The organism is Bacillus sp. AFS023182, assembly GCF_002560575.1.
Lineage (GTDB): Bacteria > Bacillota > Bacilli > Bacillales > Bacillaceae_G > Bacillus_A > Bacillus_A arachidis.
Window position 1 is genome coordinate 38280 of the sequence record NZ_NTRO01000030.1, and the last position, 26064, is coordinate 64343.

20 protein-coding genes and 1 pseudogene are annotated in these 26064 nt (G+C 37.2%); 17 read left to right on the forward strand and 4 right to left on the reverse strand.

Translation table 11 applies throughout. The features are described from left to right. Positions 1-558 precede the first annotated feature (558 nt). A complete protein-coding gene (locus CN288_RS16015; protein WP_051588625.1) occupies positions 559-1884 on the forward strand; it encodes a UDP-glucose dehydrogenase family protein in 1326 nt (441 codons plus the stop codon). A gap of 270 nt (positions 1885-2154) precedes the next feature. Beyond that, entirely contained in the window at positions 2155-3273 is a 1119-nt protein-coding gene (gene wecB, locus CN288_RS16020; protein ID WP_026594032.1) for a non-hydrolyzing UDP-N-acetylglucosamine 2-epimerase, read from the forward strand. 57 nt (positions 3274-3330) lie between these two features. Here wecB and CN288_RS16025 read toward each other — a convergent pair whose 3' ends face one another. Together CN288_RS16025 and CN288_RS16030 are read right to left on the reverse strand one after the other, a co-directional pair. Then, positions 3331-4467, reverse strand: coding sequence for an LCP family protein (locus tag CN288_RS16025; protein ID WP_098302613.1), 1137 nt, complete (start codon positions 4465-4467; stop codon positions 3331-3333). 25 nt (positions 4468-4492) lie between these two features. Beyond that, a complete protein-coding gene (locus CN288_RS16030; protein ID WP_026594034.1) occupies positions 4493-5134 on the reverse strand; it encodes a YigZ family protein in 642 nt (213 codons plus the stop codon). 240 nt (positions 5135-5374) lie between these two features. Here CN288_RS16030 and CN288_RS16035 point away from each other — a divergent pair, with 240 nt between their 5' ends. The 15 genes and pseudogenes from CN288_RS16035 to gndA all read left to right on the forward strand — a co-directional run bounded on the left by CN288_RS16035 (position 5375) and on the right by gndA (position 23233). Then, positions 5375-6217, forward strand: coding sequence for a DegV family protein (locus CN288_RS16035; RefSeq protein ID WP_026594035.1), 843 nt, complete (start codon positions 5375-5377; stop codon positions 6215-6217). A 169-nt stretch (positions 6218-6386) separates the two neighbouring features. Then, positions 6387-6701: a winged helix-turn-helix transcriptional regulator gene (locus tag CN288_RS16040; RefSeq protein WP_016112543.1), complete on the forward strand. Its 315-nt coding sequence runs from the start codon at positions 6387-6389 to the stop codon at positions 6699-6701. Between the two features lie 65 nt (positions 6702-6766). Continuing rightward, positions 6767-8273 (forward strand): annotated as a pseudogene (locus tag CN288_RS16050) (C40 family peptidase). A 127-nt stretch (positions 8274-8400) separates the two neighbouring features. Further along, positions 8401-9747, forward strand: coding sequence for a DEAD/DEAH box helicase (locus CN288_RS16055; RefSeq protein WP_026594038.1), 1347 nt, complete (start codon positions 8401-8403; stop codon positions 9745-9747). Next, a complete protein-coding gene (locus CN288_RS16060) occupies positions 9747-10451 on the forward strand; it encodes a ComF family protein (protein WP_098302616.1) in 705 nt (234 codons plus the stop codon). Before CN288_RS16055 ends, CN288_RS16060 begins: the two co-directional genes overlap by 1 nt. A 126-nt stretch (positions 10452-10577) precedes the next feature. Then, on the forward strand, positions 10578-10775 hold the full coding sequence (gene cspC / locus CN288_RS16065; RefSeq protein WP_026594040.1) for a cold shock protein CspC: 198 nt from the start codon (positions 10578-10580) through the stop codon (positions 10773-10775). Positions 10776-11165: 390 nt separating this feature from the next. Next, complete coding sequence (gene hpf / locus CN288_RS16075; RefSeq protein WP_026594041.1) at positions 11166-11708, forward strand: ribosome hibernation-promoting factor, HPF/YfiA family; 543 nt, start codon at positions 11166-11168, stop codon at positions 11706-11708. A 343-nt stretch (positions 11709-12051) separates the two neighbouring features. Continuing rightward, on the forward strand, positions 12052-14562 hold the full coding sequence (gene secA, locus CN288_RS16080) for a preprotein translocase subunit SecA (RefSeq protein WP_026594042.1): 2511 nt from the start codon (positions 12052-12054) through the stop codon (positions 14560-14562). Between the two features lie 173 nt (positions 14563-14735). Then, a protein-coding gene (gene prfB / locus CN288_RS16085) for a peptide chain release factor 2 (protein WP_098302617.1) occupies positions 14736-15837 on the forward strand; the annotation gives its coding sequence in 2 pieces (ribosomal slippage) (positions 14736-14807 and positions 14809-15837; 1101 coding nt in all). 451 nt (positions 15838-16288) lie between these two features. Next, the gene (gene cccB / locus CN288_RS16090; RefSeq protein ID WP_026594044.1) at positions 16289-16612 is read left to right on the forward strand and encodes a cytochrome c551; all 324 of its coding nucleotides are present in this window, start codon (positions 16289-16291) and stop codon (positions 16610-16612) included. 388 nt (positions 16613-17000) lie between these two features. Continuing rightward, entirely contained in the window at positions 17001-17687 is a 687-nt protein-coding gene (gene ftsE, locus CN288_RS16100; RefSeq protein ID WP_081811123.1) for a cell division ATP-binding protein FtsE, read from the forward strand. Continuing rightward, positions 17677-18570, forward strand: a complete 894-nt coding sequence (gene ftsX / locus CN288_RS16105; RefSeq protein ID WP_026594046.1) for a permease-like cell division protein FtsX — start codon at positions 17677-17679, stop codon at positions 18568-18570. The genes ftsE and ftsX overlap by 11 nt, the downstream gene beginning before the upstream one ends. Positions 18571-18688: 118 nt before the next feature. After that, complete coding sequence (locus tag CN288_RS16110) at positions 18689-20125, forward strand: S41 family peptidase (protein ID WP_090693790.1); 1437 nt, start codon at positions 18689-18691, stop codon at positions 20123-20125. Positions 20126-20220: 95 nt separating this feature from the next. Further along, positions 20221-21423, forward strand: a complete 1203-nt coding sequence (locus tag CN288_RS16115; protein ID WP_081811124.1) for a PDZ domain-containing protein — start codon at positions 20221-20223, stop codon at positions 21421-21423. Between the two features lie 400 nt (positions 21424-21823). Next, complete coding sequence (gene gndA / locus CN288_RS16120) at positions 21824-23233, forward strand: NADP-dependent phosphogluconate dehydrogenase (RefSeq protein ID WP_026594049.1); 1410 nt, start codon at positions 21824-21826, stop codon at positions 23231-23233. A 327-nt stretch (positions 23234-23560) separates the two neighbouring features. On the opposite strand, the gene CN288_RS16130 is transcribed toward gndA, so the two are convergent. Then, positions 23561-24172, reverse strand: coding sequence for a cyclase family protein (locus CN288_RS16130; protein ID WP_026594051.1), 612 nt, complete (start codon positions 24170-24172; stop codon positions 23561-23563). Between the two features lie 16 nt (positions 24173-24188). Then, on the reverse strand, positions 24189-25664 hold the full coding sequence (gene zwf / locus CN288_RS16135; protein WP_035415762.1) for a glucose-6-phosphate dehydrogenase: 1476 nt from the start codon (positions 25662-25664) through the stop codon (positions 24189-24191). Between the last annotated feature and the right edge of the window lie 400 nt (positions 25665-26064).

A 26064-nucleotide genomic window follows, 5' to 3' on the forward strand; every position in this document is an offset into this window, starting at 1 on the left:
TAGTTTTTCAATAATTATCTGAAAATTAAGATGTTTATTTGCAGGCTCATAACATATGGTATCACAAAAAGATTAGAATTCAATCTTTTTTCTCGTTCAACGTAATTGGAAACAGATAAAAATATGACAAATTTATGATAAATATAATGTCCCACAAGAAGGTTACAATATATCGTATCATTTAGTATAGCTTATAACATTTACATACGATACGATGTGGCCGATAATGAATCTCTTTACTATAAGTGTTGCACGTTCAAACATGTACGTTTCGTGTTAAAATATGGAACTGTTCAATGTGTTGATAATGGAACAGTTTGTAAACAAATATGTTCAAATGTAATGATGGTATTTTACAAAATCTTAAAAAATGAAAGAGAAGACGGTTCATATAATAAGGGGTGAGAGATGGCATGTTATCTCTTCTGTATATTCCATGTCTTAATACAGAGGAAAAGAAACTCTTAAAGGGATTGTCCTATATTCATTCTTCGTATGAAAGGGGGAAGCACAAAAATACCTAAAATATAATGTTAGGTAGTGTGTGCGGAACATCTAATGAAAATTACAGTGATAGGTACTGGATATGTTGGATTAATTACTGGAGTAGGATTAGCCACATTAGGTCATTCAGTTACTTGTTTTGATATAGATCAAGGAAAAATAGCACGAATGAAGCAAGGAGAAATGCCAATTTATGAACCAGGTTTAGGACAATTAGTCAATGCAGCTGTCCAAGAAAAAAGACTAGTATTTACATCAAGTCAAGCAGAGGCATTTAAACATGTAGATTTTATATTTGTAGCAGTGGGAACACCTTCTTTACCGGATGGGACGGCAGATTTAACATATATTCGTAATAGTTGTTATGAAATTGGGATATATGCAAATTCAGATGTAATTGTGGTTACCAAAAGTACGGTTCCTGTAGGTACGAACGATCAAATGAAGGAATGGATTCAGGAGAAGTTACAAGGACGGCATATCATACATATGGTATCCAATCCAGAGTTTTTACGTGAAGGATCGGGTATACATGACTTTTTCCATGGTGATCGTATTGTCATAGGAGCCGAAACAGAAGAAATCGCACAGAAAGTAGAGGGGTTATACAGCAAGCTACGAATGGAAACGTTTGTTACAGATACCCGCAGTGCTGAGATGATTAAATATGCCTCCAATGCTTTTTTAGCTACGAAAATTAGCTTCATCAATGAAATTTCTAATATATGTGAAAAAGTGGGCGCAGATGTGTTAGAAGTAGCAGGTGGCATGGGAATAGATCGACGAATCGGTCCACATTTCTTACAGGCAGGTATCGGTTATGGAGGTTCATGTTTCCCAAAAGATACGGATGCTCTTGTTCAAATCGCAGGTAATGTTGCGCATGATTTTAGGCTACTCAAAGCGGTAATTGAAGTGAATAATAAACAACAGATGTTGCTTGTTCGGAAAGCTAGAAGTGTAATGAACATGAGGGGAAAGAAGGTTGCGGTATTAGGAGTGGCCTTTAAGCCAAATACAGATGATATTAGGGAAGCGCCGTCTCTTCTCATTATAAAAGAGTTATTAGAGATGGAAGCAAATGTAATTGTATATGACCCGCAAGCTCTATTGCATGTACAACAGTTGTTTGGAGACGAAATAAAATATACAACCAATTTAGATGAGGCAATTACAGAAGGAGATGCAGCGTTTATTGTAACCGAATGGGAATGCATACGAACGTATCCATTAGAGAAGTATGTGAAGCTTATGCGTGAACCTATTTTATTTGATGGTAGAAATTGTTATACTGGGAAAGATGTTGAAAAGCATAGAATGGATTACTATTCTGTTGGCAGAAAAAGTATTTGTAATAGGAAAGTTTCTACGGTCTATTAAGAAGGTTCTCTTTTGTCCTTGTATACTCTCCTATATAATGGTGGGTGTAACAATACTATATAAATCCATGTTGAGAAGCTGTATCTAAATAGCGGCTATGAAAATAAAAGGAGATCTTCGCTCGTTTTCTCCTTTTGTTTTACTTGGCGTGGAGCTAAAAGAAGATTTGACCGTTTCTATGCATAGCTGGACGCGCTCTCCCACTCAAAAGGAGAGATTTTATGTTAGCTTTTCGTAGATTGTAATTAGTGAAAGAAAAGAGGCAGTGAAATGACTAAACGTTTAAAAGTGATGACAATTTTTGGAACACGTCCGGAAGCGATTAAAATGGCACCTCTTGTATTAGAATTGCAAAAACATCCTGAGCAAATTGAATCAATTGTGACAGTGACAGCGCAACATCGCCAAATGCTAGATCAAGTATTGGATATTTTCGGTATTAAACCAGATTTTGATTTAAATATCATGAAAGACCGTCAAACATTAATTGATATTACAACACGTGGTTTAGAGGGTCTAGATAAAGTAATGAAGGAAGCAAAGCCGCATATCGTTCTTGTACATGGTGATACAACAACTACTTTTATTGCAAGTCTTGCTGCTTTCTATAATCAAATTCCAATCGGTCATGTTGAAGCTGGACTTCGCACATGGGATAAATATTCTCCATACCCGGAAGAAATGAACCGTCAATTAACAGGTGTAATGGCAGATCTTCATTTCTCTCCTACAGCAAAATCAGCAACGAACTTGCAACAAGAGAATAAAGATGAAGCACGTATTTTCGTAACAGGAAATACAGCAATTGATGCGCTAAAAACGACAGTAAAAGAAGAATATAGTCATCCAGTACTTGAGAAGCTTGGAAATGACCGACTTGTACTTATGACGGCGCATCGTCGTGAAAATTTAGGGGAACCAATGCGTAATATGTTCCGTGCAATTAAACGCCTTGTTGACAAGTATGAAGATGTACAAGTTGTATATCCAGTACATATGAACCCTGTTGTGCGTGAAACAGCGAATGATATTTTGGGAGATCATAATCGTATTCACTTAATTGAACCACTAGATGTAATTGATTTCCATAACGTTGCAGCACGTTCATACTTAATATTAACAGACTCTGGTGGTGTGCAAGAGGAAGCGCCTTCCCTTGGGGTGCCGGTTCTTGTTCTTCGTGATACGACAGAACGTCCAGAAGGCATTGAAGCAGGTACATTAAAATTAGCGGGTACAGATGAAGAGACGATTTTCACGCTTGCGGATGACTTGTTATCTAACGAAGAAGCACATAATAAAATGGCACAAGCGTCTAATCCTTACGGTGATGGCCTTGCTTCAGAGCGTATTGTAGAAGCGATTTTACAATACTTTAATCAAAAGTAAGTAAAAAGAGACTTTTCCTATTTTTATTAGTATAGGAAAAGTCTCTTTTTTTATGCTCTACTGATGATTGCGCATTAACCATTCCGCATTCGCATTCGTAGATGGAGGTTCCTCTGTTTTCGTCTTAGTAGAGGAATTTGATGAATTTGTATTAGAACCAGAATTAGAACTAGAACTAGAACTAGAACTAGAACCAGAATCATTATTGGTTGTTGAATTCGTGTTTATTTTTTCTTTACCCAAGTTTGCTAAAATTGTATTACGAACATCTTGTAAGCCTACTTCATCTGGAATAAAGTAATAAATATCGTTTAGTTTTTTATCTTCACCTTTTAATTGAATCGTCTGTATGTTAGAAGGATCGAATCCAGATAACTTAGTGTATAGGGCAAGGCCGTCAGATACAGGTATATCAGTTTTTATATATTTTCCAACAACCTCTGCTAATTCTTTAATCTTAAAGACGGTGGAAGTGGAATTTAGCTTACTAGCAACCGCAGCAAGTACTTGTCGTTGTCTATCAGCACGGCCGTGGTCTCCGTTCGGATCTTGTTTCCGCATTCGGACATAAGCGAGCGCTTCTTCACCATTTAATTCTTGTTTTCCTTGTTTAAATTGAATTAGCTTGTAGTAATCTATATCAGATCGTTCCTCGAAATCGAACGGAACATCGACTGTAATACCGCCAACAGCATCAACAATTCCTTTAAAGCCTTTGAAATCAATTTTAACATAATGGTCAACAGGCACGCCTAAAAAACCTTCTACGGTTTCTAATGCCATTTTTTCTCCACCATAAGCATGTGCGGCGTTAATTTTATCTTTTTTATTTTTTCCAGCAATTGTAACACGTGAGTCACGTGGAATACTCATAATTGAAACATTTTGTGTTTTTGGATTAATTGTTGCGAACATGAGAGAATCTGTTCGTCCATTTTGTCCATCTGTTGCATAATCTTCAATTCCCATAATCAGGACGCTGAAAGGTTCTTTTGTAATTTCTACATTTACCGCACGTAATTTTGATTTATCGCGAGTAAAACCACTATACATCTCCATAAGTGACGAATAAGAATTAAATACATAAAGTCCTACACTACTAATTAGGCCTATAATAATGAGATAGATGAAAAATCTACGTCTGCGCTTTTTTTTAATTCTTCTCTTCTGGAGATGATGATAACGCTCTTCCATACATAATCTCCCTTTAATCAATATGTTATTGTTGAACAACGTCATGCTCTAAATAGAGCATGTCATCCTCTTGTATTGTACATTGCCCATTTGTTAATTCAATCATCCAATTTGTGAAAGTTTGTTTTTGATCTTCTTCCACATAAGTGTCAAATGTCACATTTTCTAGGTAATGTATCTCTTTAATCACATATTTCGAGTGGCGTAATTCATTTTCAATTTTCCCAAGTAGTGTATATTCAACTTCTGTCTTCATAACCCGCATTAATTTTCGTTCAACAACACCTACATGGTTAAGTCCTTCACTTGTACATTTTCCATATGCACGAATTAAACCACCAGCACCAAGTTTAATGCCACCAAAATATCGTGTGACGACAACGACAGTATCTTTCAGTCCACGTTTTTTCAATACTTCTAGCATAGGCACACCAGCTGTACCGCTTGGTTCACCATCGTCATTTGCCTTTTGAATTTGATCTTGTTCCCCGATTAAATAGGCTGAACAGTTATGCGTCGCGTTCCAGTGTTGTTTTTTTATTTTTTGAATAAATTCCTGTGCTTCTTTTTCTGTTTTCGCTCGGCTTATATAGCAAATGAAACGTGATTTTTGAATGACAATTTCGTGTTCACCGTATCCCTTGATTGTTAAATATTGTAATAGCAATAGTATACGCTCCTACCTTTCAAAATTACTAGTACTCTTTATTGTAAAATGGGGAGTTTTCAGATTCAAACATTTTTTATAGCAAGGTGGCAAATTCTATTATAAATTTAATGTTTTTGTTGTAAATTTCCCTAGTGTTGATTATAATCTTAAATCAGCATTTTTCATACACTAATGCACCTTTTCCAATTTTCGTGTAAAATTAGGAAATAAAAACTTTTTTATAAGGCAGGTACGAAAATGAGAACAGCTATTGTTACGGATAGTACAGCATATATACCGAAGCATATTCGTGAAGAACTCAATATACATATGATCCCATTAGATGTAATTTTTGGGGCGAATTCTTCCCAAGAAGAAGCAGAAATTACAGCGGATGATTTTTATGTAAAAGTACGTGAACATGAAGAACTTCCAAAAACTTCTCAACCAGCAATTGGAAAATTTGTGGAGCTATTTGAAGAATTATCAAAAGAATACGATGCGGTTATTAGTATCCATCTTTCAAGCGGGATTAGTGGCACATATCAAACAGCAACGACAGCTGGGCAAATGGTCGAGGGAATAGACGTATATACGTATGATTCTGAAATTAGTTGTGAAGTACAAGGGTTTTATGTGCGTGAAGGTGCAAAAATGGCAAGCGAAGGAAAGATGCCAGCAGAAATTTTAGCTAGATTTGATGAAATGAAACAAACTATAGATGCTTATTTTGTTGTGGATGACTTGCATCATTTGCAGCGTGGTGGTCGCTTAAATAGTGCACAAGCATTTATCGGTAGCTTATTACAAGTAAAGCCGGTTTTATACTTTAGAGATAAAGTTATCATTCCGTTTGAAAAAATTCGCACGCGCAAAAAGGCGCTAAAGCGTATTGTTGAAATCTTTGATGAGCAAGCGAGTAAAGGTATGCCAATGGAAGCTGTTATCATTCATGCAAATCGTGAAGAGGAAGCGAAAGAATGGCAGCAAGAATTAGCGGAAAAATACCCTCATGTTACAATTCGCATCAGTTATTTTGGTGCTGTAATTGGAACGCATTTAGGAGAGGGAGCACTAGGTCTAGGTTGGTATACAAAATAATAGTAATGTAAAAGCTCTCTTTTTGTAGAGAGTTTTTTTACGGATATCCACATTGAATTGACAAGTTAATATTTGGAAGTGATAAAATGATACATAACCTAAAATGAGGAAAGTTTTATTGCTTACTTTTTATAAGAAACTATTTTATAATAAAGGAGAGGTGAAACATATGGAGCATAATTCTTGTTTATGTCCAAAGTTTGAGTCGGCTTTTACACTGCTTAGTAAAAAGTGGACGGGTTTAATTATTAAATCTCTGTTAGAAGAACCGAAACGATTTAGAGAAATCGCGGATATTATCCCAAATATGAGTGATCGTATGCTGTCAGAACGTTTAAAGGAATTGGAGAGTGAAGGGGTAGTTGTTCGGAATGTTTATCCAGAGGTACCTGTTAGAATCGAATATGGTTTAACAGACAAAGGAAAAGCATTAGAAAGTGTTATGAATGAAGTCCAAAACTGGGCTGAAAAATGGGTGAAATAATAAAGTAATCCATGGATAGGGAGAAAAAATCACAAGGAGTTTTCCTTGTGATTTTTTTATAACAAATGTATGACAAGTGTATAAAAAAACAGTGTCATTTTCTTAAAATTCTACAAGAAAATACAGGATTAGAAGGAAAATGTCAGGAAATCACAAGCGCAATATTACATTTATTTTACAAAAGCGTAACATTGAGAAAAAATCTTACGAAATATGGTATAAATTTTAATAGATTATATGTCGGAAAAGAAAAAAAGAAAGCGGTGTAAAAACAAAATGAAAAAATTAAAAATTGCATCTTGCGCATTGGCTGCAGGATTTATGATGTTTTCAGTAGTAACACCAAATGTATTCGCAGAAAAGATTGAGGACGTAAAAACACAAATTAACGCACAAAATGATACTTTACATAAACAACAACAAGAACGTGATGAGCTTCAAAAACAAATGAATGACTTAAATAAAACGGTTGAAGGTTTAGATAAGTCTGTTCAAGAAAATGCAGCGAAACTTGACGAAACAATGAAAAAAGTTGAAGAAACACAAGCATTAATTGAGAAGAAGAATAAAAACATTGCAGAATTACAAACGAAAATTGCAAAGCGTGAAGATTTGTTAAGAAAACGTTTAGTAGCACTTCAAGAGCAACCGAACACGAACGTTGTAACAGAGGTTGTTGTAAACTCTAAAAACATTGCTGATCTAGTAGATCGTTTAACTTCTGTTTCTAGAATTCTTGAATCTGATGAAGATATCATGAAAACGCAACAAGAAGAGCAAGCAACTGTGAAAAAAGATGTTGAAACGGTAAAAGAAAAACAAAAAGAATTAAAAGAAGCACAAGCAAAGATTGAAGTTGTAAAGAAAGATCTTGATACTGAAAAAGCGAAAAAACAAGAAGCAGTAAACGACTTAAGCGGTAAAATGGATACGGTTGTAAACAATATGACAAGCACAGAAGATCAATTAAAAGATCTTGAAAAACAAGCGCTACAATTACAACGCATGGCTGAAGAAGAAGCAAAAGAGAAGGCAGCACAAGAAGAGGCTGCAAAGCAACAAGCAGAGAAAGCTCAGCAACCAGCGCCAGCACCAGCACAAGAAGCAGCTCCGCAACAAGCTGCACCAGCACCAGCAAATAATGGTGGACAAGCTAAAAAAGAAGAAACTAAACCAGCTCCAAAGCCAGCGCCAACACCTCAACCAGCACCAGCACCAGCACCAAATAAAGGTGGCGTAATTGGTAAAGCACAACAATACCTTGGTCTTCCATATGTATGGGGAAGTGCATCTCCATCAAATGGTGGTTTTGATTGCAGTGGTTTCATTTCTTATATTTTTGGTGTAGGTCGTCAAGATGTTGCGGGTTATTGGAACTCAGTTTCTAAAGTAAGTAGCCCACAACCTGGAGATTTAGTATTCTTCCAAGGTACTTATAAAGCAGGCCCTTCTCATATCGGTATTTACGTTGGTAATGGCCAAATGATTCATGCTAGTGATAAAGGTATTGCATACGGTGATATTAACAGCAGCTATAATCAAAAACATTTCTTAGGTTACGGTAGATTCTAGGATTTTGAATCATATAAAACATGTGTATAAAGTCGATAGCTTACTATTTTAAAAGTAGGTTATCGGCTTTTTTGAGTTTTTACGAGAGAAAGAGAAAGGGTTATAGTAAAGCCAGGGGTGCTTTACTATGCTAGCAGGAAGACAAGTGCTGTTAGAAGAACTTTCATTTTCAAAGGATGAATTAGATCATTTGGAAAGACAAGGGGATATTTCTTTGGAAAGAGGTGTCATAAAGAAATCTTTACGCTATGTATGCCAGCGCTGTGGAAATATGGAAGGGCGGTTATTCGCTTCGTTTTTATGTAAGCGATGCAATCAAATGTGCACGTATTGCCGAAAGTGCATTACGATGGGACGAGTGGGAGAGTGTACAGTGCTCGTTAGAGGTATACGGGATGTAGAATGGGAAGTTTTGTCGAATTCTTTACGATGGGAGGGGCAATTATCACCTGGACAGGAAAGAGCAGCTAACGGAGTAACAGAAGCAGTACGCCAAAAAGAATCTTTTTTTATATGGGCAGTATGCGGAGCTGGTAAGACGGAGATGCTTTTTTATGGTATAGAAGAGGCACTCCAAAAAGGAGAGCGGGTTTGTATTGCAACGCCGCGGACCGATGTTGTGTTAGAGCTGGCTCCTCGTTTACAAACTGTTTTTCCAGATGTACCGATTGCTGCACTATATGGTGGTAGTTTGGATCGTGAAAAGGAAGCGAGACTTCTCGTTTCTACAACACATCAGTTACTTCGGTATTACAAGGCCTTCGATGTTATGATTGTCGATGAAATTGATGCCTTTCCATATGCAGTGGACAAGATGCTTCATTATGCGGTGGAGCGAGCAAGTAAAGATAGGGCAGCAAAAATTTATTTAACGGCGACCCCGTCAGAAACATGGAAACGTAAGTTATGGAGTGGGAAACAAAAAGGTGTGATTATTCCAGGACGTTATCATCGGCATCCTTTGCCAGTCCCAAGATTCAGGTGGTGTGGCAATTGGAAAAAGGCACTAAATCGAAAAGAAATCCCATTTGTTGTTTTTGAATGGTTAAAGTATCACCTCCTCAAGCAATCTCCTATTTTTCTATTTGTTCCCCACGTACGTTATATTGATGAAGTAAGTATATTGTTAAAAACACTAGATAATCGAATTGAAGGCGTTCATGCGGAGGATCCAAATCGAAAAGAAAAGGTGACAGCGTTTCGAAAAAGAAATATCCCACTATTAGTAACGACAACGATTTTGGAGCGCGGCGTGACGATAGAGAATTTGCAAGTAGCGGTGTTAGGAGCGGAAGAACCTATTTTCTCGGAAAGTGCACTTGTACAAATTGCTGGTAGGGCCGGTAGAAGTCATCGTAGGCCAGATGGTGATATCTTTTATTTTCATTATGGTAAAACAGAAGCAATGATACGAGCGAGAAGGCATATTCAATCTATGAATAAAAGAGCAAAGCGAGAAGGGTTGATTGATTAATGCATTGTCTACTTTGTGATGATTCTATTTCTGAGAGTATGGGCTGGTATTCTTTTTTTATTCAGTCTGATAGAAGATGTATGTGTGAGAGATGTGAACGAAAACTTTCCTATATTATAGGAGAAATTTGTGATGACTGCAGCAGACCTTTTGAGTTTCTGGCGCTGGAGTATAGAGAGGGTAACTGTTGCAGAGATTGTGTAAGGTGGAAGGAAGAAAACAGGTTTTCACCTATAAAAAATCGATCTGTATATGTCTATAATGATTGGATGAAGGAAGTATTAGCTCGGTTTAAATTTCGCGGGGATGCTGAACTTGTACAAATTTTTCATGCGAAATTTGTAGCTGCATTTCGCAAATACTTTTCAAATTGTCATGCGATTATTCCCATTCCGCTTAGCAAGGAGAGGGAATATGAGCGCGGTTTTAATCAAGCAGAATTGTTGGCATCTTGTTTGCCACTTCTCGTTCTACAAACATCTTTAAGTAGAAAAAATACGGAAAAGCAAAGTAAAAAAAGACGTATTGAGAGACTTAGGGGAACCAATCCTTTTTACTTTCGAAAAGAAGAAAGATTCACTGGACAGCATCTTTTGCTCATCGATGATGTATATACGACAGGGATTACGATTAGACAAGTTGCAGAGTGTTTGTATGAGGCGGGTGCCCAAACTGTTTCCAGTCTTACTCTTTGTCGTGGGTAAGATGAGAGTGTCGAAAGATACAATAAAAAGACGACAAGACTTCTTTGACTTGATATCTTGTCAGTCGTTATAGTCAAATTGTGGGGCAAACGCCCTTATTTTTAGAGTGAAGGGAATGGAACGAACATGCAAGGAAGAGTAAAATGGTTTAATGCAGAAAAAGGATTTGGATTTATTGAGCGTGAAGAAGGTGATGATGTTTTTGTTCATTTTTCTGCAATTCAACAAGATGGGTATAAATCGTTAGAAGAGGGGCAAAAAGTAGAATTTGATATTGTAGATGGTGCGCGTGGACCACAGGCAGCGAATGTTGTGAAATTATAATGTTGAACGAAGAGTTTTGTGAGAAACATAGAGCTGCGGTTGTGGAAACGGTTTATATAGAGTGAATTTGGACTTTCAACATATAAATTGCGGCTATGAAGAACAGAAGGAGGCTTTCACCTATAGAGTCTTTTTCTGTTTTTTTTGTTGCGTGGCAGGGGGCTACAAAAGTTGTCAAAAAGTTGTTTCTTTTCTGTAACGAATTGTCCATACTTATATTCGTTATTTACGATGCAAATAGGGTAAAATGTAAATAGAAACGATGCATCTTTTCTTTTCAACAAAAAACGATAATAAATTGCAATTTCGCTAACTTTTTTAAAAAGTTAGAAGGAGTTTTTAAGCCGGTGTCGAAATTATATACATAGGCTTGAAAGGAGGAATTCATCTATGAAATTCAACATTCGTGGTGAAAATATTGAAGTAACTCCAGCATTAAAGGAATATGTAGAGAAAAAACTTAGCAAATTAGAACGTTATTTTGATGCATTCCCAGAGATTAGAGTTAATTTAAAAGTATACTCTGAGAAACAACGTGTCGAGGTAACAATCCCATTCACAGATTTATTACTTCGAGCTGAAGAAACTCATAGCGATATGTACGCTGCAATTGATTTAGTAGTTGATAAAATTGAGCGACAAATTCGTAAACATAAAACAAAAGTAAATCGTAAATTACGTGAAAAAGGTTCTGTTAAATCTGCATTTATTCTTACAGAGCCAGCGGCTACTCAAGAAGAAGTGCAAGAGGATGAATTAGAACTTGTACGTACAAAACGATTTGATTTAAAACCAATGGACGTAGAAGAAGCTATTTTACAAATGGATATGTTAGGGCATAACTTCTTCGTCTTCACAAATGCCGATACAAATGAAACAAATGTTGTATATGGCCGTAAAGATGGAAAATATGGAGTAATTGAAACAAAATAATAAATAGAAAACGTAGCTGTAAAAGGCTACGTTTTTTTTATTTGATACGAAAGTCTTTCATTCTTTACTCTGTTATTGTGGGAAAGAGCTATCCTAGGAATCGAAACGTTCTATAACCCCCTTTATTGATCAAAGTTTCAGCTAATTTAGGCCATGCGCTTGGCCAGTTGTTGTCATAGTTATAAAACAAGTGTTACAATTATCATTAGGTTTATACATTTGTTTTTTTATTAGGAGAGAAATTGGCAGTGAATAAATTAGATCTTTATAACGACTGATTCGTGAGCAGAAATATAGAGCACGATCGGAAGTTTTATTTTAATAAAAGAGGAGCGTATTTCCTATGATCGGTATTTTAAAAAAGGTGTTTGATGTAAACCAGCGCCAAATTAAACGTATGCAGAAAATTGTGGATCAAATAGAAGGTTTAGAATCATCTATTAAACCATTAACGGATGAGCAGTTAAAAGGGAAAACAATTGAATTTAAAGAACGCCTTACGAAAGGTGAGACAGTAGACGATTTATTACCAGAAGCGTTTGCGGTTGTTCGTGAAGCGGCGACACGTGTTCTTGGTATGCGCCCTTATCCTGTCCAATTAATGGGTGGTATTGCCTTACATGAAGGAAATATTTCTGAGATGAAAACAGGGGAAGGTAAAACATTAACTTCTACTTTACCAGTTTATCTGAATGCTTTAACAGGTAAAGGTGTTCATGTTGTTACAGTCAATGAATACTTAGCACAGCGTGACGCGAATGAAATGGGACAACTTCATGAGTTCCTAGGTTTAACAGTAGGAATTAACTTAAATAGTATGTCACGTGAGGAAAAGCAAGCTGCTTACGCTGCTGATATCACATATAGTACAAATAACGAGCTTGGTTTTGACTATTTACGCGATAATATGGTGCTGTATAAAGAACAGTGTGTTCAGCGTCCGCTTCATTTCGCAATTATTGATGAGGTCGATTCCATCTTAGTGGATGAAGCGCGTACGCCTCTTATCATTTCTGGACAAGCACAAAAATCAACAGAACTATATATTTTTGCAAATGCCTTTATTCGTACGTTAGAAAACGAAAAAGATTACTCCTTTGACGTGAAAACGAAAAATGTCATGTTGACAGAAGACGGGATTACGAGGGCAGAGAAATCTTTCCATATTGAAAACTTATTCGATTTAAAACATGTTGCACTTCTTCATCATATTAATCAAGCGCTTCGTGCACACGTTGTTATGCACCGCGATACAGATTATGTTGTACAAGAAGGTGAAATTGTAATTGTTGACCAATTCACTGGTCGTCTTATGAAAGGTCGTCGCTATAGTGAGGGCTTGCACCAAGCGATTGAAGCAAAAGAAGGCGTTGACATTCAAAATGAAAGTATGACGTTAGCGACAATTACGTTCCAAAACTACTTCCGTATGTACGAAAAGCTATCAGGTATGACTGGTACAGCGAAAACGGAAGAAGAGGAATTCCGTAACATTTATAATATGAATGTTATCGTAATCCCAACAAACAGACCGATTGTTCGTGATGACCGTGCGGATTTAATTTTTAAAACGATGGAAGGTAAGTTCAATGCAGTTGTTGAGGATATTGTAAAACGCCATAAACAAGGTCAACCAGTTCTTGTTGGTACAGTTGCAATTGAAACATCTGAACTTATTTCAAATATGTTAACACGTAAAGGTGTACGTCATAATGTCTTGAATGCGAAAAATCATGCGCGTGAAGCTGATATTATTACAGAAGCAGGATTTAAAGGTTCTGTAACGATTGCGACAAACATGGCTGGCCGTGGTACAGACATTAAGTTAGGCGAAGGTGTAAAAGAAGCTGGAGGCCTAGCGGTTATCGGTACAGAACGTCATGAAAGCCGTCGTATTGACAATCAGTTACGTGGTCGTGCTGGTCGTCAAGGGGACCCTGGTGTGACGCAGTTCTACTTATCAATGGAAGATGAACTAATGCGCCGCTTTGGTTCTGATAATATGAAAGCAATGATGGATCGTCTTGGTATGGATGATTCACAGCCAATTGAAAGTAAAATGGTATCTCGTGCGGTAGAATCTGCGCAAAAACGCGTAGAAGGAAACAACTACGATGCACGTAAACAACTGCTGCAATATGACGATGTACTTCGCCAACAACGTGAAGTTATTTATAAACAACGTCAAGAAGTAATGGAATCTGAAAACTTAAGAGGCATTATCGAAGGTATGATGAAATCTACTGTAGAACGTGCTATCGCCCTTCATACGCAAGATGAAATTGAAGAGGATTGGAACATTAAAGGTCTGATTGACTACTTAAATACAAACCTTCTTGAGGAAGGTGATATTAAAGAAGAAGAATTACGTCGTCTTGCGCCAGAGGAAATGAGTGAACCGATCATTACGAAGTTAATTGCGCGTTATGATGAAAAAGAAAAACTTCTACCAGAAGAACAAATGCGTGAATTTGAAAAGGTTGTTGTATTCCGCGTTGTAGATACGAAATGGATGGATCATATCGATGCGATGGATCATCTTCGTGAAGGTATTCATTTACGTGCTTACGGTCAAATTGACCCACTTCGTGAATACCAAATGGAAGGGTTCGCAATGTTTGAATCAATGATTGCTTCCATTGAGGAAGAAATTTCTCGTTACATCATAAAAGCAGAAATCGAACAAAATTTAGAGCGCCAAGAAGTAGCACAAGGCGAAGCGATTCACCCAAAAGATGACGGTGAAGAAGTGAAAAAGAAACCGGTTGTAAAAGGTGACCAAGTCGGACGTAACGATCTATGCAAATGTGGTAGCGGCAAAAAATATAAAAACTGCTGTGGAATTGGGAAATAAAGAAAAGCGAAGTCGGCTCGTTTAAAATCGATCTTCCATGAAATTTTATTTTCCAAATGGAAAAGTTTTAAGAATATCCATATAATAAAAAGGGACAAACTCTCTCTGTACAAGCGGAGGGAGTTTCCCTTGTTTTATATAAAAGCGAAAGCAATTACATAGAGGTGAAGAGCATGGAACTAGTAGAAATTAGGCAAGAATTAGAGAAAATGGCTAAGAGATTAGCGGCTTTTAGGGGGTCTCTTTGACCTTCCTGCAAAAGAAAATCGCATTGCAGAATTAGAAGAAACAATGATGGGTGCAGGCTTTTGGGATGACCAACAAGGTGCACAAGTAGTAATTAATGAAGCGAATGCGTTAAAAGAAATGGTTGGGAAGTTTCGTCAGTTAGATGAAACATTTGAAAATTTAGAAGTGACACATGAACTTTTAAAAGAAGAATATGATAAGGATTTACATGAAGAATTAGAATCTGAAGTGAAATCTTTAGTTCAAGAAATGAATGAGTACGAGCTTCAGCTATTACTAAGCGATCCTTATGATAAAAATAATGCAATTTTAGAGCTACATCCAGGTGCTGGTGGAACAGAATCACAAGACTGGGGTTCTATGCTATTACGTATGTATACACGCTGGGCTGAAAAGCGCGGATTTAAAGTAGATACAGTTGATTATTTACCAGGGGATGAAGCGGGAATTAAAAGCGTAACATTATTAATTAAAGGTCATAATGCATATGGCTATTTGAAAGCGGAGAAAGGTGTACATCGTCTTGTGCGGATTTCACCGTTCGATTCTTCAGGTCGTCGTCATACATCGTTCGTATCTTGTGAAGTTGTACCTGAATTTAATGATGATATTGAGATTGAAGTGCGTACGGAAGATTTAAAAATAGATACGTACCGTGCAAGTGGTGCGGGTGGACAGCACGTTAATACGACAGATTCTGCAGTTCGTATTACACATACTCCAACGAATACGGTTGTAACATGTCAATCAGAGCGTTCACAAATTAAAAACCGTGAACATGCGATGAAAATGTTAAAGGCAAAATTATATCAAAAGAAATTAGAAGAGCAGCAAGCAGAGTTGAATGAAATCCGTGGTGAACAAAAAGATATTGGTTGGGGTAGTCAAATTCGTTCTTACGTATTCCACCCATACTCTCTAGTGAAAGACCATCGTACAAATACGGAAGTTGGTAATGTACAAGCGGTTATGGATGGAGAAATTGATCCATTTATTGATGCGTATTTACGCTCTCGTATTTCTTAAGAAAAAAGCCAACGGAATGTTGGCCTATCGGTGAGGGAATAGAGGGTATAAAGAGGTATATCTTGTCTGTATTGATAAGAGAAGGAGGAAGAGAAGTTGAGTGACAACTTCTCTTTTTAATGGGCTTAATTTTATAATACAAGGCCGTATATTGTTTTGTAAAAAGTAGAAAATATAAGAATCGAGCTATACATGATAAGGAAAATAGATAGGGTTTTTTCTTTTCTGCTTTGTAAAAACAGTATCTTTATAGTAATTTACATTTGTTCACAGAATTGAAACAATTGGTGAAAGCTTTATATGAATAGGGTTCTTAATCGATTTGTAAAAAATATCCTATGAAGGATGGTTTTTCTATAAAGGGATAATTATTATAATGGCAAGTGAGAGCTATATGAAAGTATGGCTATATCAGTAATAAGAAGGATATCAACAATGGGGAGCGATATACATGAAAAAGAAATTGTTGGCTATTGCATTAGGAACATCATTAGCTCTTACTGTGGGAGCATGCGGAAAGAAAGAGGAAAATAAGTCTTCTAATCAATCTGCAAGTACAGATAGTGCAGAGCAAATTTTCAAAAAAAGTTGTGCAGGGTGTCATGCTAACGATTTATCTGGTGCAACTGGGCCCGATTTACGAAAAGTAGGCGGTAAATACGACGCGGCGGAGATTGAAAATATTATCCAAAAAGGGCGCGGGGCAATGTCACCGGGACTTATTCAAGGTGAAGATGCAAAAAAAGTATCAGAATGGTTAGCAGAACATAAATAAAAAAGCGCAGGCGGTTTGTTCAGAATAGGAAGAAGCGAGGTTGCCGACTATTCTAGCTGCTAGAGCTAAACAAAAGAAAAGCGGAAGAGGCCAAGATAATGGCCTTTTTCGTATTTCTTTTGTGATGTAACACAACTGTAACAAAAATGTATCCGAATTGGAAACTGAATGATGTTACAATGTAGTTTGTAGAATTTTGCTGAAACATGTACATAAGCAGCAGTGATAGACTGTAAATGCTGTCGCTGTTATTTTGAAACAACAGAAATACTTCTATAAGATTTGTAGTACAACAGAATGTGAGTAAGGGTGAAAGCTGTTGCTTTCATGTTCAGATAGACAGAAAAAGTATGTCGAAAAAAAATCATTAAGTATTGGGTGATAAATAATGATAAAAATGACGAGTGTTTATAAGGAGTATCCAAATGGTATGAAAGCCATCAATGGACTCACAGTTAACATTAAGCAGGGTGAATTTGTATACGTAGTTGGACCGAGTGGAGCCGGGAAATCTACATTTATTAAGATGATGTATCGTGAAGAAAAACCAACAACAGGATCTATCAATGTGAATGGCCTTGTAATTGAATCGTTAGCAGAGCGAGATGTACCGTATTTTCGTCGTCAGCTAGGCGTAATTTTCCAAGACTTTAAATTGCTACCTAAATTAACGGTATATGAGAATGTAGCGTTTGCTTTAGAAGTAATTGAAGAAGAACCTGAAGCAATTCGTGAGCGTGTTACCGAAGTATTGGGTCTTGTAGGTCTTGAAGATCGTGCGGATGCACTTCCAAATGAGCTTTCTGGTGGAGAACAACAGCGTGTGGCGATTGCAAGAGCAATTGTAAATAAGCCAAAAGTTGTAATTGCCGATGAACCGACAGGAAACTTAGATATTGATACAGCGCTTGATATTATGAGTATCTTTAAACGCATTAATGAGCGCGGTACAACAATTGTTATGGCAACGCATAACGCAGATATCGTAAATACAATTCGTCATCGCGTAATTGCGATTGAAGGCGGAAAAATTGTTCGAGATGAGATTGAGGGAGGATACGGATATGAAGAATAAAACCCTTAGTCGACATTTGCGAGAAGGTGTAAAAAATCTATCCCGTAACGGATGGATGACGTTTGCTTCTGTAAGTGCAGTAACAGTTACACTATTACTTGTAGGTGTCTTTTTAACAGCGATTATGAATATGAACCACTTTGCAACGAAAGTGGAGCAAGATGTAGAGATTCGTGTACACATTGATCCAGCAGCAAAAGAAGCTGATCAAAAGAAATTGGAAGAAGATATTAATAAAATTGCAAAAGTAGATTCTGTTAAATATTCTTCTAAAGAAGAAGAATTAAAACGTTTGATTAAAAGCTTAGGTGACAGTGGAAAAACGTTTGAACTATTTGAGCAAGATAATCCACTTAAAAACGTATTTGTTGTAAAAGCGAAAGAACCAACAGATACAGCTACAATCGCGAAAAAAATTGAAAAAATGCAGTTTGTAAGTACAGTTCAATATGGTAAAGGCCAAGTTGAAAAATTATTTGATACTGTAAAAACAGGTCGTAATATTGGGATTCTGTTAATTGCTGGTCTGTTATTCACAGCAATGTTCTTAATCTCTAATACAATCAAAATTACAATTTATGCACGAAGCACAGAGATTGAAATTATGAAACTTGTAGGTGCGACAAACTGGTTTATCCGTTGGCCGTTCTTATTAGAAGGTTTATTCTTAGGGGTACTAGGTTCAATCCTTCCAATTGTCGTGATTTTATCTATTTATAACTCGCTGCAAGGCGTGTTTAACGAGAAGCTGGGCGGCACAATTTTCGAGCTGCTTCCATATAGTCCGTTTGTATTCCAACTTTCCGGTTTATTAGTGTTAATCGGTGCATTAATCGGTATGTGGGGAAGTGTAATGTCAATTCGTCGCTTCTTAAAAGTGTAAAAAGTTGCAAACATAATTCGTACAAGCTTATCATATAGTAGAAATAGGTAAAGGCATCACACAATGTGTGATGCCTTTTGCTACACCACCTGTGTGCTTTGGAAAGGGGAATTCCGCATTGAAACGTAGAGTTGCGATTATTGGAATGGTTGTTGCATTTTTAATTGGTGCTGGCGGAATGTTTGCGGGTATGTATATGTTTGGGGTTAATCCAGCATATGTGGCGCAAACAATAACAAACGATAGTGCTAGCACAAAGCAAGGAAATTTGGCAAAAATTAATGAGGCGTATGCACTGATTGATTCACGTTATGTGGAAGACGTGAAGGATGAAAAATTAGTTGAGGGTGCAATACAAGGAATGTTGTCTACGCTGAAGGACCCTTATTCCACGTATATGGATAAAGAAACGGCGAAGCAATTTGAGCAATCACTTGATCCTGAGCTCGAAGGTATTGGTGCTGAGGTGAACAAAACGGAGGGCAAGCTTATTATTGTATCTCCAATTAAAGGTTCACCAGCAGAAAAAGCAGGCATTAAACCGAACGATCAAATTTTATCGGTAGATGGAAACAGTGTAAAAGATTTATCACGTGAAGAAGCAGTCTTGAAAATTCGTGGTAAGAAGGGAACGGACGTTACACTTGAGATAAAACGTCCAGGAGTGGCAGATCCATTAGAATTTAAAATTAAACGTGAAAAAATCCCAATTTTCACTGTGTTTAGTTCTGTAAAAGAAGAGAAGGGGAAAAATATTGGTTATATCCAAATTACATCTTTCTCTGAAAATACAGCAAAAGAATTTAAAGATCAATTAAAAGAGCTTGAAAAGAAAGAGATAAAAGGCCTTATCATTGATGTGCGTGGCAATCCTGGAGGTTACTTAAATAGTGTACAAGATATTTTAGGATTAATCATGACAGACAAAAAGCCAATGATGCAAGTTGAACAACGAGATGGTGAGAAAAAGAAATTCTCAACTTCATTAAAAGAGAGAAAGCCATACCCGATTTCAGTATTAATTGATAAAGGAAGTGCATCGGCTTCAGAAATTTTAGCAGGTGCATTACAAGAAGGCGAAGGATATGATTTAGTTGGTGAAAAAACATTTGGAAAAGGAACTGTTCAGCAAGCTGTTCCATTTAAAGATGGTAGCAATATTAAATTGACAATGTTTAAATGGCTTACACCAGACGGCAATTGGATTCATAAAAAAGGAATTGCCCCAACAGTGGAAGTGAAACAGCCAGATTATTATCATGCAACGCCAATTCAAATTGAGAAAACACTTTCGTATAACTCAAATGATGTCCAAGTGAAACATGCACAAGAGATGTTGAAGAGCTTAGGATATGTACCTGGACGTGAAGATGGTTATTTCAGTAAGGAAACGGAATCAGCGCTAAAAGCCTTCCAAAATGCAAATGAAATGGAAGCGACAGGTCAGCTTGATAAAAAGACAGCTGAAGCGCTACAAAATAAAATCATTGAAAAGATTCGCTCTGGTGAAAATGATCTGCAATTACAGGCAGCATTAAAATTAATGGCGAAATAAGAAGAAATGCAGGCATGTTATTGCCTGTATTTTTTTGTGCGTGTTAAACAAACGTTTGATTAGTTGTGATAAGATAAAAAGAAATGATTATATAAATGGTGGTGAAACAGTTCGTGGAGGCGTGGTTTTTTGAAATAATGCGAGCAGTTGGGCGTTTTTTCTTACACCCTGCTGTTTATGTATTTTTAATAAGCAGTGTGTTTGTTGGATATTTACGCGTATTACGAGAGAGAAAAGATTTTTCCTTTAAAGTATATGATATTTGGTTTGAACTGCGAACATCTTGGTTTGCAGGAGTTGGATACGGACTGCTTGTATCTGCCATTACAATTGGAGCAGGGTTGGTATTATCAGAGGCGAGTATATGGATGATTTTAATTTGGACACTCGTATTTGGACTAGCTGCTCAGTATAGATATTTATCTGCTGCTTACACATTTGGCGCGGCGATTGTAGCAGCTATATTGTCTTCTAAGCTGCCAATCTCTTTCTTACAGCTTGGGGAAGGAGAAAAGAGTACAATCGCATCACTTGCCATTTTACTTGGCTTGATGCTAGTAGTAGAAGGGTTATTAATTTCGAAAAATGCAGTGCGATACTCAACGCCAAAAATGCGTAAAGGAAAGCGCGGTTTAAATATTGGACTGCATGAATCAAAGCGTTTATGGCTTGTTCCGATTTTTATTCTCGTGCCGGGAGATGCTGTTACACAATTTGTTTCGTGGTGGCCAGTTGTTTCTGTTGGCTCACAAACGTATTCCTTATTCCTTGTACCATTTTTAATTGGCTTTATGCGAACAATTAGAAGTGAGGAACCAAAGGAAGCGTTATTATTTACAGGAAGACGTATATTTGGATTAGCGACTGTTGTTCTTATTTTAGGTGTTGTGAGCTATTGGTGGCCAGTTGTAGCGATTGTTGCAATGGGAGCGGCAATGCTTGGACGATTCACAATTGCAATGAGAGAACGAATTGCTGATGAAACGCGTCCAGCATATTTTGCAGCGCGCGATGATGGATTAGTAGTGTTAGGCACGATCCCGAATACAGTCGGTGCAGAATTGAATCTGAAACCAGGAGAGGTTATTACGAAAGTAAACGGCGTGATTCCTAAAAGTACAGAGGAGTTTTATGATGCGCTGCAGTCCAAGACGACAGGGGCATTTTGTAAGTTAGAAGTACTTGATACAAAAGGTGAGCTTCGCCTTGCTCAAACAGCGCTATATGCAGGTGGACATCATGAATTAGGCATTGTGTTTGTGGAGCAAGATCATAAGTGGGATACGGAAGCTGTGTAATTCTATGATTTTTTATAATAAGATAGAATTGTTTCAAAATTAATTGGAACTATTTCGTGATTGTGATTAGCACGTTTTTCTATAATTAGTAAACCAGAAAATACAAACTGAATGAAATCTAGCTTTGAACTGTACCCCCAATCGTGGACACTTAAAAAGTCCATGATTGGGGGTTTTTGTATATTTTTATAAGCGATCTTCATGATATAAGTGGGGTATGGAAAATGAGTAAAATTATTTTTTAACTTGATGGCGATGTGCCATGTCCCTATGACCTTTTGCACGTGTCTTGGTGGAGCATATTGAAATAAATAAGATAGATTATTTGATTAAAGTGTTACTTTAGGTATATATACTATAATATAGACAGAGTAACATGCATAGAAAGGAACGATGAAATATGCCAAAGCAACAAATTGGAGTTGTTGGTGTGGGCGTTATGGGAAAAAGCCTCGCACTTAACTTTGAGAGTAAAGGGTATTCTGTTGCCCTATATGATATTTCAAAGGAAAAAGTAAATGAAATCATTGAGGAAAATCGTGGTAAAAACATGGTTGGTACTCATATGGTTGAAGAGTTTGTTAACTCACTTGAATCACCTAGAAAGATTTTACTAATGGTTAATGCAGGGGAAATTACAGATAAGGCGATTGATTCTCTGCTTCCTCACCTTGATAAAGGTGATATTTTAATTGACGGCGGTAATACATACTTTATCGATACAGTTCGCCGAAACAAACGTCTTGCCGAAGAAGGAATCAATTTCATCGGAGCAGGTGTGTCAGGCGGAGAAGAGGGTGCATTGAAGGGACCGTCTATTATGCCGGGCGGACAGAAGGATGCATACGAAAAAGTGAAGGATATGCTTGAAAATATCTCTGCAAAAGTGAATGACGAGCCTTGTTGTTCTTATATCGGACCTAATGGGGCAGGCCACTATGTAAAGATGGTTCATAACGGTATTGAGTATGGAGATATGCAATTAATTTGTGAAGCATATTTCTTCTTGAAACAAACACTGGATTTGACTGCAGAAGAGTTTCATGAAATATTTGCTGAATGGAATAAGGGCGAACTGAACAGCTATCTAATCGAGATTACAGCAGACATCTTCACGAAGAAAGATGAAGAAACGGGCAAGCCATTAGTGGATGTTATTCTTGATACTGCGGGACAAAAGGGTACAGGGAAATGGACAAGCCAAAGCGCACTTGATTTAGGTATATCTCTCCCTATTATCACGGAATCTGTATTTGCGCGTTGTATTTCTGCTTTAAAAGAAGAGCGTGTGAACGCAAGCAAAGTTTTATCTGGACCTAAAGATAAAGCAGCACTTGGAATTGAAAAAGCCGAATTAATTGAAGCAGTGCGCCAAGCTTTATATATGAGTAAAATTTGTTCTTATGCACAAGGATTCACGCAATTGAAGGCAGCTTCTGAGGAATATGATTGGAACCTTGATTTTGGCAGCATTTCTATGCTTTGGAGAGGCGGATGTATTATTCGTGCAGCCTTTTTACAAAACATTAAAGAGGCTTATGAGACAAACGCTGACTTACCAAACCTTTTACTTGACCCATACTTTAAAGAAATTGTGGAGTCATACCAAGGCGGATTACGTCAAATTATCGCAGTGGCTGTACAACAAGGTATTCCAGTTCCTGCATTTTCAGCGGCAATTTCGTATTATGACAGCTATCGTACTGCAACACTACCTGCAAACTTGTTACAAGCACAGCGCGATTATTTTGGAGCACATACGTATAAACGAGTAGATAAAGAAGGTACATTCCATACAAAATGGATATAAAATAAAGTGGAAGTGGCTCGTCCAGAATGTGAGGGGGATGGAGCTTCTGACGTAGAGGTGTTTTTTACCTCGCAGGAAGAAGCGAAGCCACCGAATATTCTAGCCACTGGAACTGGACAATAAAGAAAAGCGGAAGCGGCTCGCTCAGAATCGCAGGACGCCCACGCCCCGACAGAGAGGCGCTTTTTGCCTCGTCCGAGGGGCGAAACGACCGGAGATTCTAGCCGCTAGAGCTGGACAATGCTTTTGCTGAATTTTGAGGTGGGAGTATTACTGCCCGCGAATAGCGGTAAAAAATGGACCAAGATTGATATCTTGGTCCATTTTTTATTGGAATAATAGCACACGCGCTGGTGATGCATCTGTACCCATTAGTTTTAATGGAGCTGCAACCATAAAGTATGTTCCCGCTTCTACTTCTTTAAATGTTAATCCTTCGATTACAATAATATCGTGTGCAAATAGTGTTTTATGGGTTGGGTGACCTTCTTGGGCACGTTCAACACCTAATGCATCAATGCCCACACCGCGAATCCCTTTTTCAGCAAGCAGTTTCGCGCCGCTTTCAGCTAAATAAATAAATTCGAAGTTAAATCCTTCATCAAAGGAGTTCTTTGTTTTAAATAAAACAAAATCCCCTTTTTGAATATCGAAGTCTTTCAGGTCTTCAGCAGTAATGCCACTATCAACATGAGTTAAGTCAAAAACCTTTGCTTCGCCTACTAATTTTTCAATATCAAGTGTTTCAAACGTATCCCCGTCATTTATCATGTGCAAAGGCGCATCAATATGCGTTCCTGTATGAGCATCCATTTTTAATGTGGATTCTGTTACATGACCGTTTGTAACTTTGGAAAGTTGAGGCTGTTTCTCTGGTTTATTTTTATATACAGGCATTCCTTCGTAAATAGGTACTGTAATATCATATACTTTTTTCATAAGAATTCCCCTTTGCTTAGATTGAGTAGTCACTATCATCTGAAATAGGCCACCATTGGAAGCTATTTTCCGCAAGTAAATCATCAGAAGCTTGTGGTCCCATTGAGCCTGATTCGTAAGTAAGTAAATCTGTTGATACATCCTGTTGCCATGCTTTAGAAATAACATCAACAAATTTCCATGACAATGCTACTTCATCCCAGTGAGTGAAGTTTGTTGAATCGCCTTGAATTGCATCATATAGAAGTTTCTCGTAAGCTTCCGGTGTATTTACTCCGTCTATGCAGTCATTGCAGTAATCAAGCTTAAATGGTGTTGTTCTTTCAGAAGTACCAATTTTTTTACCATTTAAAACAAGAGAAATCCCTTCATCCGGCTGAATATGAATAATAAGCAGGTTTGGCTGAACGTTGTTTTCTGATTTAGAATATAAATTCATTGGCAATTCTTTAAACTGAATGACAATTTTTGTTGATTTTTCTTGCATGCGTTTCCCTGTACGAATGTAGAACGGCACACCTGCCCAGCGGAAATTATCTATTAATAATTTACCTGCTACAAATGTTTCTGTTCTTGAGTTTGGATCGACTTTACTTTCGCTTCTGTACCCAGGAACTTCTTTTCCATTGATTGTTCCTGGTCCATACTGACTTCTTACAAAATATTGATCAACTTCTTCTACTGTTATCGGTCGAAGTGCACGCAATACTTTAATTTTTTCGCTTCGGATTTCTTCTGTTGTTAAGCGAATTGGTGGTTCCATCGCCAGTAACGCAACCATTTGTAACATATGGTTTTGTACCATATCTCTTAAAGCACCAGAATGGTCATAATAACCTCCGCGGTCCTCTACACCTAAAGATTCACTGGATGTAACTTGAATATTAGAGATGTACTTATTGTTCCATAGTGATTCAAATATTGCATTTGCAAAACGAATGACACCAATATTTTGAACCATTTCTTTTCCTAGATAATGGTCAATACGATAAATCTCGTCTTCCGTAAATGCTTGACGAAGTTTGTCGTTTAATATTTGTGCAGATGAAAAGTCATTTCCAAAAGGCTTTTCAATAATCAATCGATTCCAACCGTTTGAGTTTGTCACACCTTCTGATTTCAAGTAAGAAGCGATTGTTCCGAAAAATTCAGGAGCCATCGCCATATAAAACATTCTGTTTCCTGGAATATTGAATTGTTCTTCTAGGTTAATAAGTAACGTGTTTAAATCTTGGTATGAAGCAGTATTCGTAACATCAAACGCTAAGTAGTGGAAATGAGTTAAAAATTCTTCTAAATCATCCCCTGGTTTAATTTTTGATTCTTGAATAGAGGAAAATACATTTTCACGAAATACATCATTGCTCCATTCACGTCTCGCCACACCAACAACAGCGAAATTTTTAGAGAGATGTCCTTTTTTATATAGGCTATATATAGAAGGGAATAATTTCCTCTTTGCTAAATCGCCTGTTGCTCCAAATATAACCATCGTGCAGTGTGTATTGTCATTCTTGTTCACTGGGTACCCTCACCTTTATCAATGTATAAATACTATCACAGAAGATTTTAACATAATTCGAAAGAAGTCTCCTACTTTTAAGTATGTGTAAGAAAGTAAGAATAAATCTTTTAAATTATTTTAAGATGAAGATTATAGAAAATCAAAAGAAGAGCATGAAATCATTAATACAATGTAGTGTAGTTATTTTGAAGTTGGCGTAATGAGAAAGAAATAAAGTGAAACTTCCGTCAGTGGGAATCGTACTGCCCATGAATGGCGGGATAAAAACCTGCAATTGTAGGAATTAAGACGGAAGAGTTGGGGAAATTAGGAGAGCCGATAGATTTCTGGTACAACGAAATACATTGTGCTATGATATGGAGAAATA

What these genes read in the sequence shown, in the direction of transcription:
- CN288_RS16015 (WP_051588625.1), top strand. Translation starts at nt 559, where the DNA reads ATGAAAATTACAGTGATAGGTACTGGATATGTTGGATTAATTACTGGA.
- wecB (WP_026594032.1), top strand. Translation starts at nt 2,155, where the DNA reads ATGACTAAACGTTTAAAAGTGATGACAATTTTTGGAACACGTCCGGAA.
- CN288_RS16025 (WP_098302613.1), bottom strand. Translation starts at nt 4,467, where the DNA reads ATGGAAGAGCGTTATCATCATCTCCAGAAGAGAAGAATTAAAAAAAAG.
- CN288_RS16035 (WP_026594035.1), top strand. Translation starts at nt 5,375, where the DNA reads ATGAGAACAGCTATTGTTACGGATAGTACAGCATATATACCGAAGCAT.
- CN288_RS16040 (WP_016112543.1), top strand. Translation starts at nt 6,387, where the DNA reads ATGGAGCATAATTCTTGTTTATGTCCAAAGTTTGAGTCGGCTTTTACA.
- CN288_RS16055 (WP_026594038.1), top strand. Translation starts at nt 8,401, where the DNA reads ATGCTAGCAGGAAGACAAGTGCTGTTAGAAGAACTTTCATTTTCAAAG.
- CN288_RS16060 (WP_098302616.1), top strand. Translation starts at nt 9,747, where the DNA reads ATGCATTGTCTACTTTGTGATGATTCTATTTCTGAGAGTATGGGCTGG.
- cspC (WP_026594040.1), top strand. Translation starts at nt 10,578, where the DNA reads ATGCAAGGAAGAGTAAAATGGTTTAATGCAGAAAAAGGATTTGGATTT.
- hpf (WP_026594041.1), top strand. Translation starts at nt 11,166, where the DNA reads ATGAAATTCAACATTCGTGGTGAAAATATTGAAGTAACTCCAGCATTA.
- secA (WP_026594042.1), top strand. Translation starts at nt 12,052, where the DNA reads ATGATCGGTATTTTAAAAAAGGTGTTTGATGTAAACCAGCGCCAAATT.
- cccB (WP_026594044.1), top strand. Translation starts at nt 16,289, where the DNA reads ATGAAAAAGAAATTGTTGGCTATTGCATTAGGAACATCATTAGCTCTT.
- ftsE (WP_081811123.1), top strand. Translation starts at nt 17,001, where the DNA reads ATGATAAAAATGACGAGTGTTTATAAGGAGTATCCAAATGGTATGAAA.
- ftsX (WP_026594046.1), top strand. Translation starts at nt 17,677, where the DNA reads ATGAAGAATAAAACCCTTAGTCGACATTTGCGAGAAGGTGTAAAAAAT.
- CN288_RS16115 (WP_081811124.1), top strand. Translation starts at nt 20,221, where the DNA reads ATGGTGGTGAAACAGTTCGTGGAGGCGTGGTTTTTTGAAATAATGCGA.
- gndA (WP_026594049.1), top strand. Translation starts at nt 21,824, where the DNA reads ATGCCAAAGCAACAAATTGGAGTTGTTGGTGTGGGCGTTATGGGAAAA.
- CN288_RS16130 (WP_026594051.1), bottom strand. Translation starts at nt 24,172, where the DNA reads ATGAAAAAAGTATATGATATTACAGTACCTATTTACGAAGGAATGCCT.
- zwf (WP_035415762.1), bottom strand. Translation starts at nt 25,664, where the DNA reads ATGGTTATATTTGGAGCAACAGGCGATTTAGCAAAGAGGAAATTATTC.